This is a genomic window from Syntrophales bacterium (assembly GCA_030018935.1).
GTDB lineage: Bacteria > Desulfobacterota > Syntrophia > Syntrophales > CG2-30-49-12 > CG2-30-49-12.
The window spans coordinates 34,902-49,260 of record JASEGZ010000004.1 but is presented as its reverse complement, the minus strand read 5'-3'; the positions used below and the strand labels follow the sequence as shown (position 1 = coordinate 49,260).

The following is a 14,359-nucleotide window of genomic DNA, read 5'->3' as shown; positions in this document are numbered from 1 at the left end:
AAAAAAGGAGGCGTTTTTTATGGTTGGAATTAAAAAGATTGCAGTTCATCTCCCCTATTACCGTTTGAGCAGAAAGACAATCGGCATGGCCTGGGGCGCTAAAGCGGGAAAAGGAGAGAGGCGGGTGGCCAATTTTGACGAAGATAGCGTCACCATGGCGATCGAGGCCGGTTTTAAGTGTTTGCAGCAGGAAAACAGGGATAAGATAAAAGGGCTTTACTTTGCCTCTACTACCGCTCCGTATTGGGAGAAACAATGTGCCGCTATCTGCGCAGGGGTGCTCGATCTTTCCCCTGGCATTCGTACCGGTGATTTTGGGGGTTCAACAAGGTCAAGTACGAATGCCTTGATTGCTGCTATAGATGCGGTAAAAGCAGGCCTGGGAGATATTCTTGTCGTCACTGCCGATTGTCGCCCTACCCTTCCCCGTTCCCCTCTGGAGGGTATTATGGGGGATGGGGGGGCAGCGGTCCTCCTTGGAGATTCAGATATAATCTGCCATATCAAAGATTCTTATTCGGCCTGGAACGATATTACCGACGTATGGAGAATGGATAAGGACAATTTTGTGAAGACATGGGAGGATCGTTTTATCGTCCAGATGGGTTATGAGAAGGATATAACTCATTCCATAACTGCCATCATGGAGAGAAATAATCTGCAGGCCGACAGAGTAGATAAATTGGTCATGTACAGTCCCGAGGGAACAAGCCACCAGCGGGTAGCAAAGAAATTGGGGTTTAAACCGGAACAGATACAGGATTCTCTGGTGGACAGGACAGGGAATACCGGCTCTGCCCAGGCTTTAATGATGCTCGCTTCTGCCCTTGCCGCGGCAAAACCAGGCGAGACGATCCTCTGGGCAAACTTTGGCAGTGGAAGCGATACCCTTCTGCTTGAAATGGGGGAAAGAGACGCTTCCTCAGTAACAGGATTGACCCTCGAGGCGGGTAAGGAGCTTAGTTACCAGAAATATCTCGCCTTTCGTGGATTGGTGCAGACACCTCAGGAGCTTATACGTCTCTTCCCCTCTGCCTCTGTAATGTGGAGGACAAGAAAATGGTCTGCCGCTTTGCATGGAAGTAAATGCAATGTATGCGGCTTAATAACTTTTCCCATTCAACGGGTATGTTATTCCTGTAAGAGCAAGGATAACTTTGAGGAGTTTCCCCTATCCGGTAAGAAAGGAAAGGTCTTTTCATATTCTCTCGATAACCTGGCCGGTGGACCGAATCCGCCAACCATCCAAACAATTGTAGAAACTGAAGTCGGGGCCCGTATCTACTGTCTGATGACCGATTGCGAACCTGAGGAGATAAAGATAGAGGCCCCTGTGGAGATGATCTATAGACGATTTCATGAGGAGGCCGGTTTTTACAATTACTATTGGAAATGCCGTCCGATTGGATTATAAGTCGTAAGTCATAGGTCATAAGTCGTAAGTCATAGGTCATTCGAATTTATCAAAAACGAGGTTAGAATATGAGAAAAGAAGGAATTAGAGATAGAGTGGCCATTATTGGCATGGGGTGTTGTAAATTTGGTGAGAACTGGGACAAGGGACCGGAGGATATGATCATTGAGGCCGCCTACGAGGCCTATGAGGACGCCGGTATAGATCCGAAGGAGATCCAGGCCGCCTGGGTGGGAACTACCACTTCCCACTGGGTAGGAATGGGCGGCCTCGCTCTGGCGGAACCACTGAAACTTCACCAAATACCGGTTACCCGGGTGGAGAACTGGTGTGCCACAGGACATGAGGCGTTTCGTAATGCATGTTTCGGCGTGGCGGCGGGGATGTACGATATCGTCCTGGCCCTTGGGTTTGAAAAGTTAAAGGACTGCGGATTTCCTGGCCTGGGGGCAGGCAGGGGAGTGCACCCGGTGATGGAGGTCAGAAGGACCGCACCGAGCAGTTTCGCCTTCGCTGCCAACAGGTACTTCCATGAGTATGGCCTCTCCTATGAGGAGGGCAAAAGGGCTATCGGCATGATTGCGGTAAAGAATCATCACAACGGGAGTATGCACCCAAAGGCACATTTCCAGGCGGAAATAACGTTGGAGCAGGTCTTAAATGCACCCATTATTTCTTCACCGTTGGGTCTCTATGACTGCTGTGGCAATAGTGATGGCGCCGCTGCGGCCATCATCTGCAATGCCGAGATAGCAAAAAGATTCCGTGACGATCCGATATACGTCAAAGGTATTGGACTGGCACAAAACTCCATTGCCCCTCACTTTGAACCGGAATTCAACTGGACGACCTTTGCCGCCACACAGAACGCAAGCAAACAGGCCTATGAACAGGCGGGGATAGAGAATCCGCGGGAGGAAATCAACCTGGCAGTGGTGCACGATTGTTTCACGATTACGGAACTGCTTATCTACGAGGATTTGGGTTTTTCCCCGAGGGGACGGGCAAGGGAAGATATCGAAGGGGGGACATTCACCCTGGAGGGAAAACTTCCCGTCAATACCGACGGTGGTTTGAAGTGTTTCGGACACCCCATCGGGGCCTCCGGCCTGAGGATGTGTTATGAGATATATAAGCAGCTTCAGGGCAAATGCGGGAAACGCCAAATTAAAAAGGCAAACAGGGGACTGGCCCATACCTTGGGAGGGCATCCCAGCGTATCCTGTGTAGTGATCTTAGGGAACGAAAAGGGATAATTTGTTTAGGTAGGGGGCAGTGTGGGGCGGGTTTCAAACCCGCCCCACACAGATTATCTCCTTCTCGCATCAATCGTTTCCAGCAATGCCTCTATCCTCGTTCTTAACTGATCTTCAGAGACCATCGTCGAATCTATCATGTCTCCTTCGATGACAATTCCTGGGATACCGTATTTCCTTTCCACCTTGTTTATGATTTCCTGTTGTCCCAGGTTCCAGAGGCGGCAGGTCTTGGATGAGAAGAAGAGCATCCCATCACAGGAATATTCCTGGATAAGCTTCTCCACGTGCTCTTCCCCTCCCCATGGGCCATCATGGTATCCCAGCGTGTTGGGGCTGGTATAGAGCAACCTGATCCACTCGTGGATAATATCATCGGCTTCGGGATTTATATCTTCAGGGTAAGGGAAAAATTCCCACGGGTACCTCCCGGTGATCGGGATCGCTCCATGGGGGACCATCAAACGGAGAAACTTTCCCAGAAATGCCCAGGGAAGCCAGCCATCCCAGTACAGACGGTATTTCTCCCCATCAGGATGAACTGCGGGGATATTCTTGGCCGCCCTTTCTTCTAATTGTGCTAAGAGATTAACGTAGTACTCGTGGCTCTCCGGTTTTCCCATGGCATAAAATATGGGGGCGATGCTGACACCATAATCCCACAATGTCCAGAGGGCAGGCTTTCTCTTGAGAAATTCCCAACATTTATTCCGAATTATCAGGTCTTCTTTCCATGCTCTGAAGATATTTCTCATATTCTCTTCATTAAACTTGCTGCCGCTTGTCTTTTCTATGGCCGGTATGAGGGTCTCCTTTATCTGATTTGTTACGTACTTCTCTATCCTCGGCAAATCCTCTTTCTTACGGGCCACAGGTAATTCTATGATTACGGCTTTTGTGCCAAACCTCCGGTGGATTGCCTCCATATAATGAGACATCTCGGTACAAAACCGTCCTGAAATCAACAAATCAGGAAGAGGGAGAATCACCCTTGGATCTGTCACCGGCCATTTATTTGCAATCATCGCCGCCATACCGGTATGAAGGCGATGATAAGAACATGTATCTCTAAGTTCCCCGTACCTCTCAGCAGCTTCGAGCACCTCGTCTCCCATCTTTCTCCCCCCGCAATAAGCGGCATAGCCGGCCATAAAATGGGATGCCATATTGGGAGTGGCATATGAATATACAAACAGTGGCCCAGAAGACCACGCCACCTTCATTCCTTTTTCCTTAGCTTCTCTAAGCTCCCTCCAATGCTTGTCAACGAGGGGACCAACTCCTGAAGTGTCAAGCCTGTTTAGTTTATATTCCACGCTCATCTTTAAACACCTCCTATTATTTCTTTAAACGATTGCAACCTTGTCTTTATGCCCTCCAACGATATAATTTCATGTTCTACCTCTATAAGCACCTCGGGTATGCCGGCATCCGCCAACTTCACCTTGATATCAGGATAATAACAGAGATGGGGGGGGCAATATTTAGTCAGCAGGGTAATAATGCCGTCTGCACCCACCTTTTTCACCTTCTCTACCAATTCATCCCCCCAGTGCAACTCCACCTCTCCCCTTGCCGGGTCTACAGGCGTCTTAATAAAGTAGCGTTCCACCAGCGCCCCCATAGGATCATCTGTCACCTCTGCATCGTTTGCAAAGTATCTGTATCCTACATATATGTCGTCATCCACAACGGACATTCCGAGATCCTCTATCATATCCAGGAGTTCAAGCTGGGGATGGATACAAAGACACCCGGAGAGGAAGACTTTTTTTCCTTTTGCCGGTGCGTGCCCGTCTTTTTCCAGTTCGGAGACCAGTTTCTCAAGCAATTTACTGTGCTCCTCTTTCGGCATCAGCATGCTCGCCCATACTACCCTGAGGATATCCTTTCCCTTCAAAATTCCGGGCTTTTTCCTTCTTATCTCGTAAAGCCTTCTCAGTAACGAACGATTCCGGTTATAGATGCGGATACTCTCCTTCAGTTTCTCATCTGTAATCTTTTCCCCGCCGAACTTTTCCAGACCGGCTCTGAGTTTTTCAAATTCGTCCCTGGTGAATCCCTTTGATGCCTTATCCCCGTGGTATATGGGGGGGAGGTAGAGATATTCTTCAAAAGGCGGGCAGGCATTATTTTCGATAATGTACGGCACTTCCTGAGATTGCAGGCATTCCCTCAAGAAGACCATGCCGTCCATGAATTTCAACTTTCCCTTGACGGCATCATCAACCACGCTTTTATTCATCGGGCAGTTATAGGAGGGCACATGGGCATATCCCCACGTGACGGCCTCGTTACTCCTCCACATCACCACGGGGAGCATCCCCGAGGCATGGATTATCTCCTCCGGTATCCACATGGGGAAAACCCCGACGACCTTCTTTTTACTGGCCTCCTTCCATTCCGAGATGGCACGATAAGGATCCGAAGTGTAACTAAAAAACTCCTTCATCATCTCTTCCATAAAACTTTTACCTCCTCACTTGTCAGTCATCAGTCGTCAGTCGTCAGTCTTATGACTTACGACTCATCTATCTTTGCTTCCGGGGTTGACCAGTAAGAGCTATCATCATGCCCAGAAGCGTTTCTTTGCTGCCTCCCTGAGCTCGGCGCGGAAATCAGGGTGAGCTATCGAGATGAGTTCCTCCGCTCTCTGTCTCACCGATTTACCCCAAAGATTGGCAATCCCATATTCGGTAACTACATACTGGGCACAGTTCCGCAGGGTAGTTATCGGTGTTCCCTCGGGCAAGGTGGGCATAATGCGGGAGGCAATCCTATCGCCGACTCTCGCCGTTGACGGCAGGACGGTGATGGAACGCCCTCCTTTGGAAAGCAAGGCGCCGAAGACGAAGGGAATCTGCCCCCCGGCGACACTAACTTGCCGTGTGCCCAAACCCTCAGCGGTGATCTGCCCTGTCAACTCTATAGCCAGGGCTTGGTTAATGGCTACCATGTTATCATGGGCGGCAATAACCCTGATATCCTCAAGGTAGGCTACATCTACCAATTCAAATATTGGATTATCGCTGGCCCACTCCATCTCCTCCTTGGTGCCACCCCCAAGAGAGGTAACAGTCACCTTACCGGTATTAAGGGTCTTATATTTCCCGTTTATCATCCCTTCCCGAACCAGGGTAATGATCCTTGGAGGAGTGGCTTCGGAATGATAGCCCAGGTCCTGTCTGCCATCAAGGAGACCATGCTGGACTAAAAGTTCCGTAGTTCTTCCGACGCCAATTTGAAAGGTATCTCTGTCCTTCATTATGGAGCCCACATATCCGGCGATGTCTTTTATATAGGGTTCGGGCGCCCTTTTCTTCCTCCCGGCAAGCGAGCCGGCGCCGGGGGTTGCCCCCGAGGAGACATGCTCCACAAAGTAATCTATCTCCGAGACATGGATAAAATTATCACCATAGGTTCTGATGAGGTTCGCATTTACCTCAGCGATTACCAGCTTGGCCGCCCTGACATGTCTTTTTTTGTTCCATAGCGATTGCCCGAAGCTGCAAAACCCTTTCCCATCGGGAGGCGATACCTCGGTGAGGAGGATATCGGGTTCCATTATATCCTCGTTCATGTGAAAGGGGATTATGGTCCCGAAATTGAAGTCAATCCTCCTTTCATCAATGGCCTCCTGGCAAGTGGCCGTAGCCATCATGATGGTTAAATCAAAGAAATCCTCCCAGCCGGGGTCATACCAACCGAAATCGTATCCTGGCGTTGGAACGAAGACCTTCACGCCTTGGCCCTGTAACTCCACTACCCTGGAAACGAGAGCTAAACCTATAGCGTAGGCTTCACGACCCGCGGTGAATGCCACCGCATCACCGGGTTTTACCATTGCGACCGCTTCCTCGGCCGAGATCATCCTTTTGCTATACTCTTCCTGCCAATCCAAGGGCAATACCTCCTCTTATTAAAATAATGGACAAACTCATTTATTTCCTGCTTGGGCAGCAAACAAGCTGCCGCTGAGTCATTGCTTTTTGCGAAATGGAGTTTAGAAAAAGGAAGGCGGGTTGTCAAGTTTTTCTACTCGTTAGCGCTTCTTTTCCCAACGTTATGTTCAGACTGATCATTGGCCTTTCCATAAAATTCCCCTTCATGGCGCTGTCGCAGTAAAGTTTAAATGACACAGGGTTTTTCCCTCTTGATAAACACATGGTTTTGGGTAATACTGTAAACAATACCTGTTTTGAACCAAAGTGATCTCATGTTCCCCACGTGCGTGGGGATGAACCAAGCCAAGGAGAAGTGGAAGTGTGGTTTTAAGAGAAAAAGCATGGGGGTGAGGTTAAAATCCAATGGAGATGAACCGTAAGTACCTTACCGTCCAGGGGATAGAGGAGTATAGCTGGGGAACATAGATGAGGAAATTTAGGAAATGTCCCAAAAACATGCTTCAGTGACTCCCGCAATGCTCGAGAGGGCAAGGAGCAGGATTGGAAAGACATTGAAACCTACGGAGCCATGGTTTAATACAATAGCATGTAAAGATGCTATTAGACACTTCTGTAATGGAACAGGGGATAGAAATCCTCTTTACAGAGACGAGAGTTACGCGGAGAAAACAAAGTGGGGACGCTTAATTGCCCCACCGTGCTTCCTCTACAGTATATATTGGCCCTTTGGTCAGGGGGGTATGATGCCAGGGATACATGCCTGGGGTTCAGGTAATACCTGGGAATGGTACAAGCCAATATATGAAGGGGATAGTTTTACTTTTGAGGTTACTCTCCTTTCTGTGGAGGAGAAGAAGAGTCGTATGGCAGGACAGACCTTTATAAGTACGGATGAGACTATCTTTAAAAACCAGTGCGGACAAGTCGTGGCGAAAGCTGTAGGTTGGAGCGTCCTTGCCGAGAGGGCGGCGGCCGGTAAGGGGGGGAAATATAAGGATATCCAGAGGGCTCAATACACACATAAGGAATTAAGGAAAATCTATGATAATATTGAAAGAGAAGAGATAAGAGGGGCAAATCCACGCTACTGGGAAGATGTTAATGTTGGGAATGAGCTTACACCTGTCGTCAAAGGACCTCTTAGTCCAAGGGACAATATTGCCTTTCTCATAGGGGCTGGATCAATATATATCAGATATGCCAATGAAGTCTTCTATGAATATCAAAAGCGCCATCCAGCGATAGGGATGATAGATTCTAAGACTGGTATCATTGATGTCCCGGAGTTAGTACATATGGAACATACAAGAGCTGGTGAAGTCGGCATTACTGGCGCTTATGATTATGCCCCGCAAAGGATTTGCTGGTTGGGAAACTTGCTCACTAACTGGATGGGTGACGATGGTTTTCTAAGAAAGATGCATGCCGACCTTCGTGCATTCAATTTGGTGGGGGACACTACGTGGTTAAAAGGAAGGGTTGTAAAGAAGTACATAGAAGCAGATGAACATCTGGTTGATATAGATTGCAGGGCCGAGAATCAAAGAGGACAAACCACTATGTATGGAATGGCTTCGGTTCTTCTTCCCTCTCGTGTATAGGAATGTAGCGGATCATGAAATTATGGCGGGGCCGATGGGACTTGAACCCACGTCCTCCGGCGTGACAGGCCGGCGTTATAACCATCTTAACTACGACCCCGAAATACCTATCCCTTTTGAAAAACCTTTTTCATCACTGCCATCAGTGAAACCATGAATCGCCTTTCTAACAAGAAAGGCTTCTTATTTCCATGGTGGGCGGAACAGGACTCGAACCTGTGACATCCACGGTGTAAACGTGGCGCTCTCCCGACTGAGCTACCCGCCCCTTTATTCTGGATTCTGGCTCCTGACTCCTCAAGTATTTACTTTAGTCTCTTATGAATGAAATTGTGCGCAAATTGGCAAGAAAATTTTAAGTTCAAAACTCAAATGACAAATGAAGCCCAAAGCTCAAATGACAAAGGGGATAAATCTTTTGATATTGAGTCATTTGACATTCATTTGAACTTTGAGCTTTGACATTTGAACTTTTTCTGACCTTTTTGGTTCCGGCTTGTCCGGGTTAGGTATAGACATTCGTCGGAATCTGAGGTGTGCTGATAACAGGGGGGACCGGCATGTATCTCTCCTCCTCACACGTTTCGCTCTCTCTCGTTTCTTCCTCGGGAAGGAATGCCCATTTCAAAACCTCATCAACATGGTCAACAAAGAGAATTTCCAATGCCTTTAAAACATTGGCAGGAACATCAGCCAGATCCTTTTCATTGTCTTTGGGAATGATAACTGTCTTTATATTTCCCCGGTGAGCGGCGAGAAGTTTCTCCTTTAAACCACCTATGGGTAACACCCTCCCTCTCAGGGTAATTTCACCGGTCATGGCCAGATCCGCACGAACTTTTCTTTTTATAAAGGCAGAAGCTATGGATGTAGCCATGGCAATACCTGCCGATGGCCCGTCCTTCGGTATGGCGCCCTCCGGTACGTGCACATGGATGTCCGTTTCCTTATAAAAATTCTCCGGCAAACCGAACTGTTCTGCCCTCGCACGGACGTAAGTCAGAGCCGCCTGAGCGGATTCTTGCATTACATCCCCTAATTTTCCGGTCAATATCATCTTACCTGTTCCTCTCATGAGTGAAGACTCAATGGTAAGGAGTTCTCCACCCACTTCCGTCCATGCCAGACCAATAGTCAGCCCGATTTCATCTTTTCCTTCCGTTTCCCCGTATCTGAATTGTGGTACTCCCAGGTATTTTTGAATAACCCGGGAGGTGATCTTAATCTGTCCCCCGTCACCATTCGTGACGATCTCCCTCGCTATCTTTCTACATATGGAGGCAATTTCTCTTTCGAGGTTCCTGACACCTGCCTCCCTTGTATATTTTCTGATAATAGCCAGCAAGGCGCCATCCGAGAAGAAGATGTTGTCCTTCGTAAGACCATTGGCCTCCATCTCCTTGGCAACGAGAAACTTTCTGGCAATGTTCAACTTTTCCGGTTCCGTATAACCTGCAATGCGAATCACTTCCATCCTGTCCTGGAGAGGAGGAGGTATCGTTTGCAAGACATTGGCCGTCGTAATGAACATGACATCGGAAAGGTCATAATCAACTTCGAGGTAATTATCGTTAAAGGTATTGTTCTGTTCCGGATCAAGTACCTCGAGAAGGGCCGCGGAAGGATCTCCCCGGAAATCGGAACTCAATTTATCAACCTCATCCAGACAAAAGACCGGATTATTGGCACCCGCTTTTTTCAATAACTGAATGATCTTTCCCGGTAAAGCGCCGATATAGGTTCTTCTGTGACCCCTGATCTCGGCCTCGTCTCTGACGCCACCCAAGGACATTCTGACAAACTTTCTGTTGGTTGCCCGGGCAACCGATTTGGCGACAGAGGTTTTACCTACACCCGGGGGACCGACAAGACAGAGGATAGATCCCTTATTTTTTTGCACCAGAGTCTGTACGGCAAGGTACTCGAGGATCCGCTCCTTTACTTTCTTTAGACCGTAATGGTCTTCTTCCAAGATCGCCTCTGATTCTTTTAGGGTGTATTTATTGTCTGTCTTTTCAGACCATGGCAAATCCAATAACCAGTCTATATAATTTCTGACTACCGTAGACTCCGCCGACATAGGGGCCATCATCTGCAATTTTTTAATTTCCTGCTTGACTTTCTTATGGGCTTCTTCTGATAATTTTTTCTGCTTCAACCTTTTTTCGAGTTCTGCAATCTCATTCTTGAAATCATCCTTCTCACCCATCTCTTTCTGGATGGCCCGCATCTGTTCATTCAGGTAGTAGTCCTTCTGGGTCTTTTCCATCTGCTTTTTGACCCGTTTCTTGATCTTTTCCTCAACCTCCAGGATCTCCACCTCTCCAAAGATTAACCTGTAGATTGTTTCCAGCCTGTCGGCGATATTGCATATCTCTAAGACTTTCTGCTTGTCTTCGAGCTTGATATTGGTATGGGATACAACAACATCCGCCATCCTTGAAGGATTTTGTATAGATGCCATGGCACCAACCATCTCTACCGGTATTTTCTTGCTGAGCTTTACGTAAGTTTCAAAAACCTCCCTTATGCCTCTCATTAAGGCTTCTGTCTTTACCGCATCCTGATCATCAATGTCTTCCATCTCTTGAACTCTGACGGAAAAGTTCTCTTCGTCGGGTAGGTATTCTTTAATGACCCCCCGTTTCTTTCCTTCCACAAGAACCTTAACCGTTCCGTCGGGAAGCCTCAAAAGCTGAATTATAGTCCCGATTGTACCCACACGGTAGATATCATCTTCCGTCGGATTGTCCTTCTGCGCATCCCTCTGTACCGCCAGGAATAGGCCCTTCTCTTGTTTCATAGCAGATTCGAGGGTGGCAATGGACTTTTCCCTTCCCACAAAGAGAGGCACGATCATATGGGGAAATACAACCACATCCCTCAATGGCAAAAGGGGAATGACCGATATCTTTTGTTCTTTTTCTCTGTCTTTAATGAAATCAAACGTTCCCAATACCGTTTCCTAAGCCGTTTCAGATTTTGCCTCGTAAAGCAGAATAGGCCGTTCCCTGTTCAGAATAACATCTTCACTGATAACACACTCCCTCACATCCTGTCGAGAGGGAATATCATACATAATATCCAGCATGGCATTTTCCAGGATTGATCGCAGCCCCCTTGCTCCTGATTTCCGTTCCATGGACAATTTGGCTATTGCCCTTAGGGCGCCGTCCGTAAATTTCAGTTTTACATTTTCAAATTCAAATATTTTTTTGTACTGTTTGATAATAGAATCTTTGGGTTCAACTAAAATCTTTATCATATCATCCTGGTCCAACTCATTCAAAGTGGCAATCACCGGTAACCTGCCGATAAATTCCGGTATCAACCCATATTTCAAAAGGTCTTCCGGCTGTACTTCTGACAATAATTCACCAATCTTCTTCTCTTGCTTACTCTTAATGTCGGCGCCAAACCCCATAGAAGTGGCGCCGATCCGCTTGGCAATAATATCTTCGAGACCATTGAATGCCCCACCGCAGATGAATAGTATATTTATTGTATCCACCTGGATAAATTCCTGCTGTGGATGCTTTCTTCCTCCTTTTGGCGGTATGCTTGCCATGGTGCCTTCTATGATCTTTAAAAGGGCCTGCTGGACGCCTTCACCGGATACGTCTCTTGTAATGGAAGGATTCCCCGATTTTTTTGCGATCTTATCAATTTCATCTATATAGACAATTCCTCTTGAAGCCCTCTCCACATCATAATCGGCATTCTGAAGAAGGCTCAGGATTATATTTTCCACGTCCTCTCCCACATACCCGGCCTCGGTCAAAGTCGTTGCATCGGCTATGGTAAAGGGGACATTCAATATCTTGGCGAGGGTCTTTGCCAGGAGAGTCTTCCCCGAGCCAGTAGGCCCGATTAACAGGATATTGCTTTTCTGGATTTCAACCGCATCCATGTCAAGATTCGAAAACAAACGTCCGTAATGGTTATAGACAGCTACGGAGAGCACCTTTTTAGGCTTCTCCTGACCGATGACGTACTGATCAAGAAATTTTTTAATAACCTTTGGTTTGGGAAAGGTATCTTTATACTGCCCGACATCATGTGTATCGCATTCTTCCTCAATAATACACTTACAGAGTTCTACGCATTCGTCACAGATATATGCCGCGGGGCCCGCGACTAATTTTCTGACTTCACTCTGTGTCTTTCCGCAAAAAGAACAGAAAAGCATCTGTCCACCTTGATAATCCCTACCCTTCTTGGCCATCAGAGAAACTCCTCCTGAGAGTGTTACGTCTTTTTTGCAATTATTTCATCAATGATTCCATATTCCTTTGCCTGAAGAACTGTCATGTAGTAATCCCTCTCTGTATCTGCCTCGACCTTTGCAAGGGGTTGATTGGTCAGTTCAGCAAGGATAGTGTTTAATTCCTCTTTCAAGCGTAAGATCTCACGCGCCTGAATATTAATATCCGTGGCCTGGCCATGAAAACCACCGAGCGGTTGATGGATGAGTATCCTCGAATGGGGTAAGGAATACCTTTTTCCCTTCTCACCGGCAGCAAGAAGGAGAGCGCCCATACTGGCTGCCTGCCCCATACAAACGGTGCAGACGGGGGGTTTAATATACTGCATGGTATCATAAATCGCCAGTCCGGAACTCACCAGCCCCCCCGGAGTATTCAGATAGAAAAAGATTTCCTTGTCGGGATCTTCCGATTCGAGGTACAGCATCTGGGCAATGATGAGATTTGCCACATCATCATCAATGGGTGTCCCGAGAAAGATGATCCTCTCCTTTAAAAGCCTTGAATAGATGTCAAAGGCCCGCTCACCCCTCCCATCCTGCTCGACCACGATGGGGATCAGAGTCATATATTTTCTTTCTCCTCTTTTTTAGTCTCTGTCTTTTTGACAACTGTTATTTTTGATGTTCCCTTTATAAAATCAAACACTTTTTTATTAAGAATTTCATTTCTTATATAATCAATCCTACCGTTTTTTTCGTAAGATTCCCGCAAAGATTCGTATTCCTTGGCATGCTCACGAGCCATATCCCTGAGATGGTCTTCGACCTCTTTTTCATCAACGGTAAGAGACTCTTTCCGGGCAATACTCTTCAAAAGAAACCCGGATTTGACAATTGTGGTCGCTTCATCTCTGAAATGGTCACGAAACTGCAAACTCAATTCAGCGGCTTCTTTACGATCCATCCCGCTGAGGATCATCCTTTGCTGTGTATCGGCCATCATATAAAAGATCTGACCTTCTACAAATGAAGGCGGTACTTCAAATTCATTAGCTTCCAGAAGTTTGCTGACAACAAGGTCTTTCAAGGCCAGATCGGCCTTAACTTTATTCTCCTCTTCCAATGATTTCCGGATATCCTCTTTGAGTTCTTCCATGGATTCAAACTTATCAAAATTACGAATAAAGTTTTCATCCAGCTCGGGTAATTTCTTTTCCTTTATGCTTTTTAAGTTTACAGAAAATATAACTTCTTTTCCTGCTAAATGCTCAATATGATGGTCATCGGGGAATTTGATCCGGATTTGCCCTGGCTCTCCCCTTTTCATCCCTATCAACTGCTCCTCAAAACCGGGTAAAAACGTCTTAGAGCCAACTTCCAGAGTATAATCTTCCGCCTTCAGTCCCTTGAGTGGTTCTCCCTCGGCTGTTCCTTCAAAATCAAGGGTTGTAAAATCACCCTCCATAACTCCTCTGTCATCTCCCACTTCTTCGAGACTGGCGAACATTTGCCTGATTTGCTGGAGTCTCTCCTCAACATCCCTTTCTGTAATGTCGAGTCCCTCCATCTCCAGTTCCAGACCGGTGTAGTCATTCGGTTCGATAACAGGTTCCACCTCGACGGTTGCTGTAAAGGTAAAGTTCTTATTTTTTTCAATCCCCCCTTGATCAATATGGGGCTGAGTTACCGGGATGATATCCTCCTCTTCGAGAGCCCCCCGATAGAATTTTTTGAGTAGATTCGATATTGTTTCACCTTCCGCAGATTCCTTATAGTAAACCTCCAAAACCTCTCTGGGAATCCTTCCCTGTCTAAACCCCTTGATTTTAGCTGACTTAGCTACATTACGATAGACTGCATCCAGTTCCTTTTTTACATCCATCCAGGGAATATCAAACAAAATCTTCTTTTTGACAGGACTGATCTCTTCAACTTTTACAGCCACATCCACCTCGCTCACAATAATTAATTCTCCT

The 14,359-nt window shown here is 47.0% G+C and carries 10 protein-coding genes and 2 tRNA genes; 3 read left to right on the top strand and 9 right to left on the bottom strand.

Translation table 11 applies throughout. The annotated features are described in order from the left end of the window. The first annotated feature begins 19 nt into the window (after positions 1–19). Together QMD03_01730 and QMD03_01725 are read left to right on the top strand one after the other, a co-directional pair. Positions 20–1,414, top strand: coding sequence for a 3-oxoacyl-[acyl-carrier-protein] synthase III C-terminal domain-containing protein (locus QMD03_01730; GenBank protein ID MDI6775953.1), 1,395 nt, complete (start codon positions 20–22; stop codon positions 1,412–1,414). Positions 1,415–1,482: 68 nt separating this feature from the next. Continuing rightward, positions 1,483–2,670: an acetyl-CoA acetyltransferase gene (locus QMD03_01725; protein ID MDI6775952.1), complete on the top strand. Its 1,188-nt coding sequence runs from the start codon at positions 1,483–1,485 to the stop codon at positions 2,668–2,670. Positions 2,671–2,723: 53 nt separating this feature from the next. On the opposite strand, the gene QMD03_01720 is transcribed toward QMD03_01725, so the two are convergent. From QMD03_01720 to QMD03_01710, 3 genes are all read right to left on the bottom strand, one after another. Continuing rightward, entirely contained in the window at positions 2,724–3,992 is a 1,269-nt protein-coding gene (locus QMD03_01720; GenBank protein MDI6775951.1) for a 2-hydroxyacyl-CoA dehydratase family protein, read from the bottom strand. 2 nt (positions 3,993–3,994) lie between these two features. Further along, positions 3,995–5,134 (bottom strand): 2-hydroxyacyl-CoA dehydratase family protein, encoded by a 1,140-nt coding sequence (locus QMD03_01715; GenBank protein ID MDI6775950.1) that lies wholly within the window; start codon positions 5,132–5,134, stop codon positions 3,995–3,997. A gap of 105 nt (positions 5,135–5,239) precedes the next feature. Then, complete coding sequence (locus QMD03_01710) at positions 5,240–6,571, bottom strand: acetyl-CoA hydrolase/transferase C-terminal domain-containing protein (GenBank protein ID MDI6775949.1); 1,332 nt, start codon at positions 6,569–6,571, stop codon at positions 5,240–5,242. A gap of 519 nt (positions 6,572–7,090) precedes the next feature. On the opposite strand from QMD03_01710, the gene QMD03_01705 reads away from it, so the two are divergent. Continuing rightward, on the top strand, positions 7,091–8,176 hold the full coding sequence (locus QMD03_01705; GenBank protein MDI6775948.1) for a MaoC family dehydratase N-terminal domain-containing protein: 1,086 nt from the start codon (positions 7,091–7,093) through the stop codon (positions 8,174–8,176). 23 nt (positions 8,177–8,199) lie between these two features. On the opposite strand, the gene QMD03_01700 is transcribed toward QMD03_01705, so the two are convergent. The 6 genes from QMD03_01700 to tig all read right to left on the bottom strand — a co-directional run bounded on the left by QMD03_01700 (position 8,200) and on the right by tig (position 14,343). Continuing rightward, positions 8,200–8,276, bottom strand: a tRNA-Asp gene (locus QMD03_01700). Positions 8,277–8,368: 92 nt separating this feature from the next. Then, positions 8,369–8,444 (bottom strand) — tRNA-Val (locus tag QMD03_01695). Between the two features lie 237 nt (positions 8,445–8,681). Beyond that, complete coding sequence (gene lon / locus QMD03_01690) at positions 8,682–11,132, bottom strand: endopeptidase La (GenBank protein MDI6775947.1); 2,451 nt, start codon at positions 11,130–11,132, stop codon at positions 8,682–8,684. A gap of 9 nt (positions 11,133–11,141) precedes the next feature. Next, positions 11,142–12,401, bottom strand: a complete 1,260-nt coding sequence (gene clpX, locus QMD03_01685; GenBank protein MDI6775946.1) for an ATP-dependent Clp protease ATP-binding subunit ClpX — start codon at positions 12,399–12,401, stop codon at positions 11,142–11,144. A 23-nt stretch (positions 12,402–12,424) separates the two neighbouring features. Beyond that, entirely contained in the window at positions 12,425–13,009 is a 585-nt protein-coding gene (gene clpP, locus QMD03_01680; protein ID MDI6775945.1) for an ATP-dependent Clp endopeptidase proteolytic subunit ClpP, read from the bottom strand. Then, entirely contained in the window at positions 13,006–14,343 is a 1,338-nt protein-coding gene (gene tig / locus QMD03_01675; GenBank protein MDI6775944.1) for a trigger factor, read from the bottom strand. Before tig ends, clpP begins: the two co-directional genes overlap by 4 nt. Between the last annotated feature and the right edge of the window lie 16 nt (positions 14,344–14,359).

What these genes read in the sequence shown, in the direction of transcription:
- QMD03_01715 (MDI6775950.1), bottom strand. Translation starts at nt 5,134, where the DNA reads ATGGAAGAGATGATGAAGGAGTTTTTTAGTTACACTTCGGATCCTTAT.
- clpX (MDI6775946.1), bottom strand. Translation starts at nt 12,401, where the DNA reads ATGGCCAAGAAGGGTAGGGATTATCAAGGTGGACAGATGCTTTTCTGT.
- QMD03_01730 (MDI6775953.1), top strand. Translation starts at nt 20, where the DNA reads ATGGTTGGAATTAAAAAGATTGCAGTTCATCTCCCCTATTACCGTTTG.
- QMD03_01725 (MDI6775952.1), top strand. Translation starts at nt 1,483, where the DNA reads ATGAGAAAAGAAGGAATTAGAGATAGAGTGGCCATTATTGGCATGGGG.
- clpP (MDI6775945.1), bottom strand. Translation starts at nt 13,009, where the DNA reads ATGACTCTGATCCCCATCGTGGTCGAGCAGGATGGGAGGGGTGAGCGG.
- QMD03_01705 (MDI6775948.1), top strand. Translation starts at nt 7,091, where the DNA reads ATGCTCGAGAGGGCAAGGAGCAGGATTGGAAAGACATTGAAACCTACG.
- QMD03_01720 (MDI6775951.1), bottom strand. Translation starts at nt 3,992, where the DNA reads ATGAGCGTGGAATATAAACTAAACAGGCTTGACACTTCAGGAGTTGGT.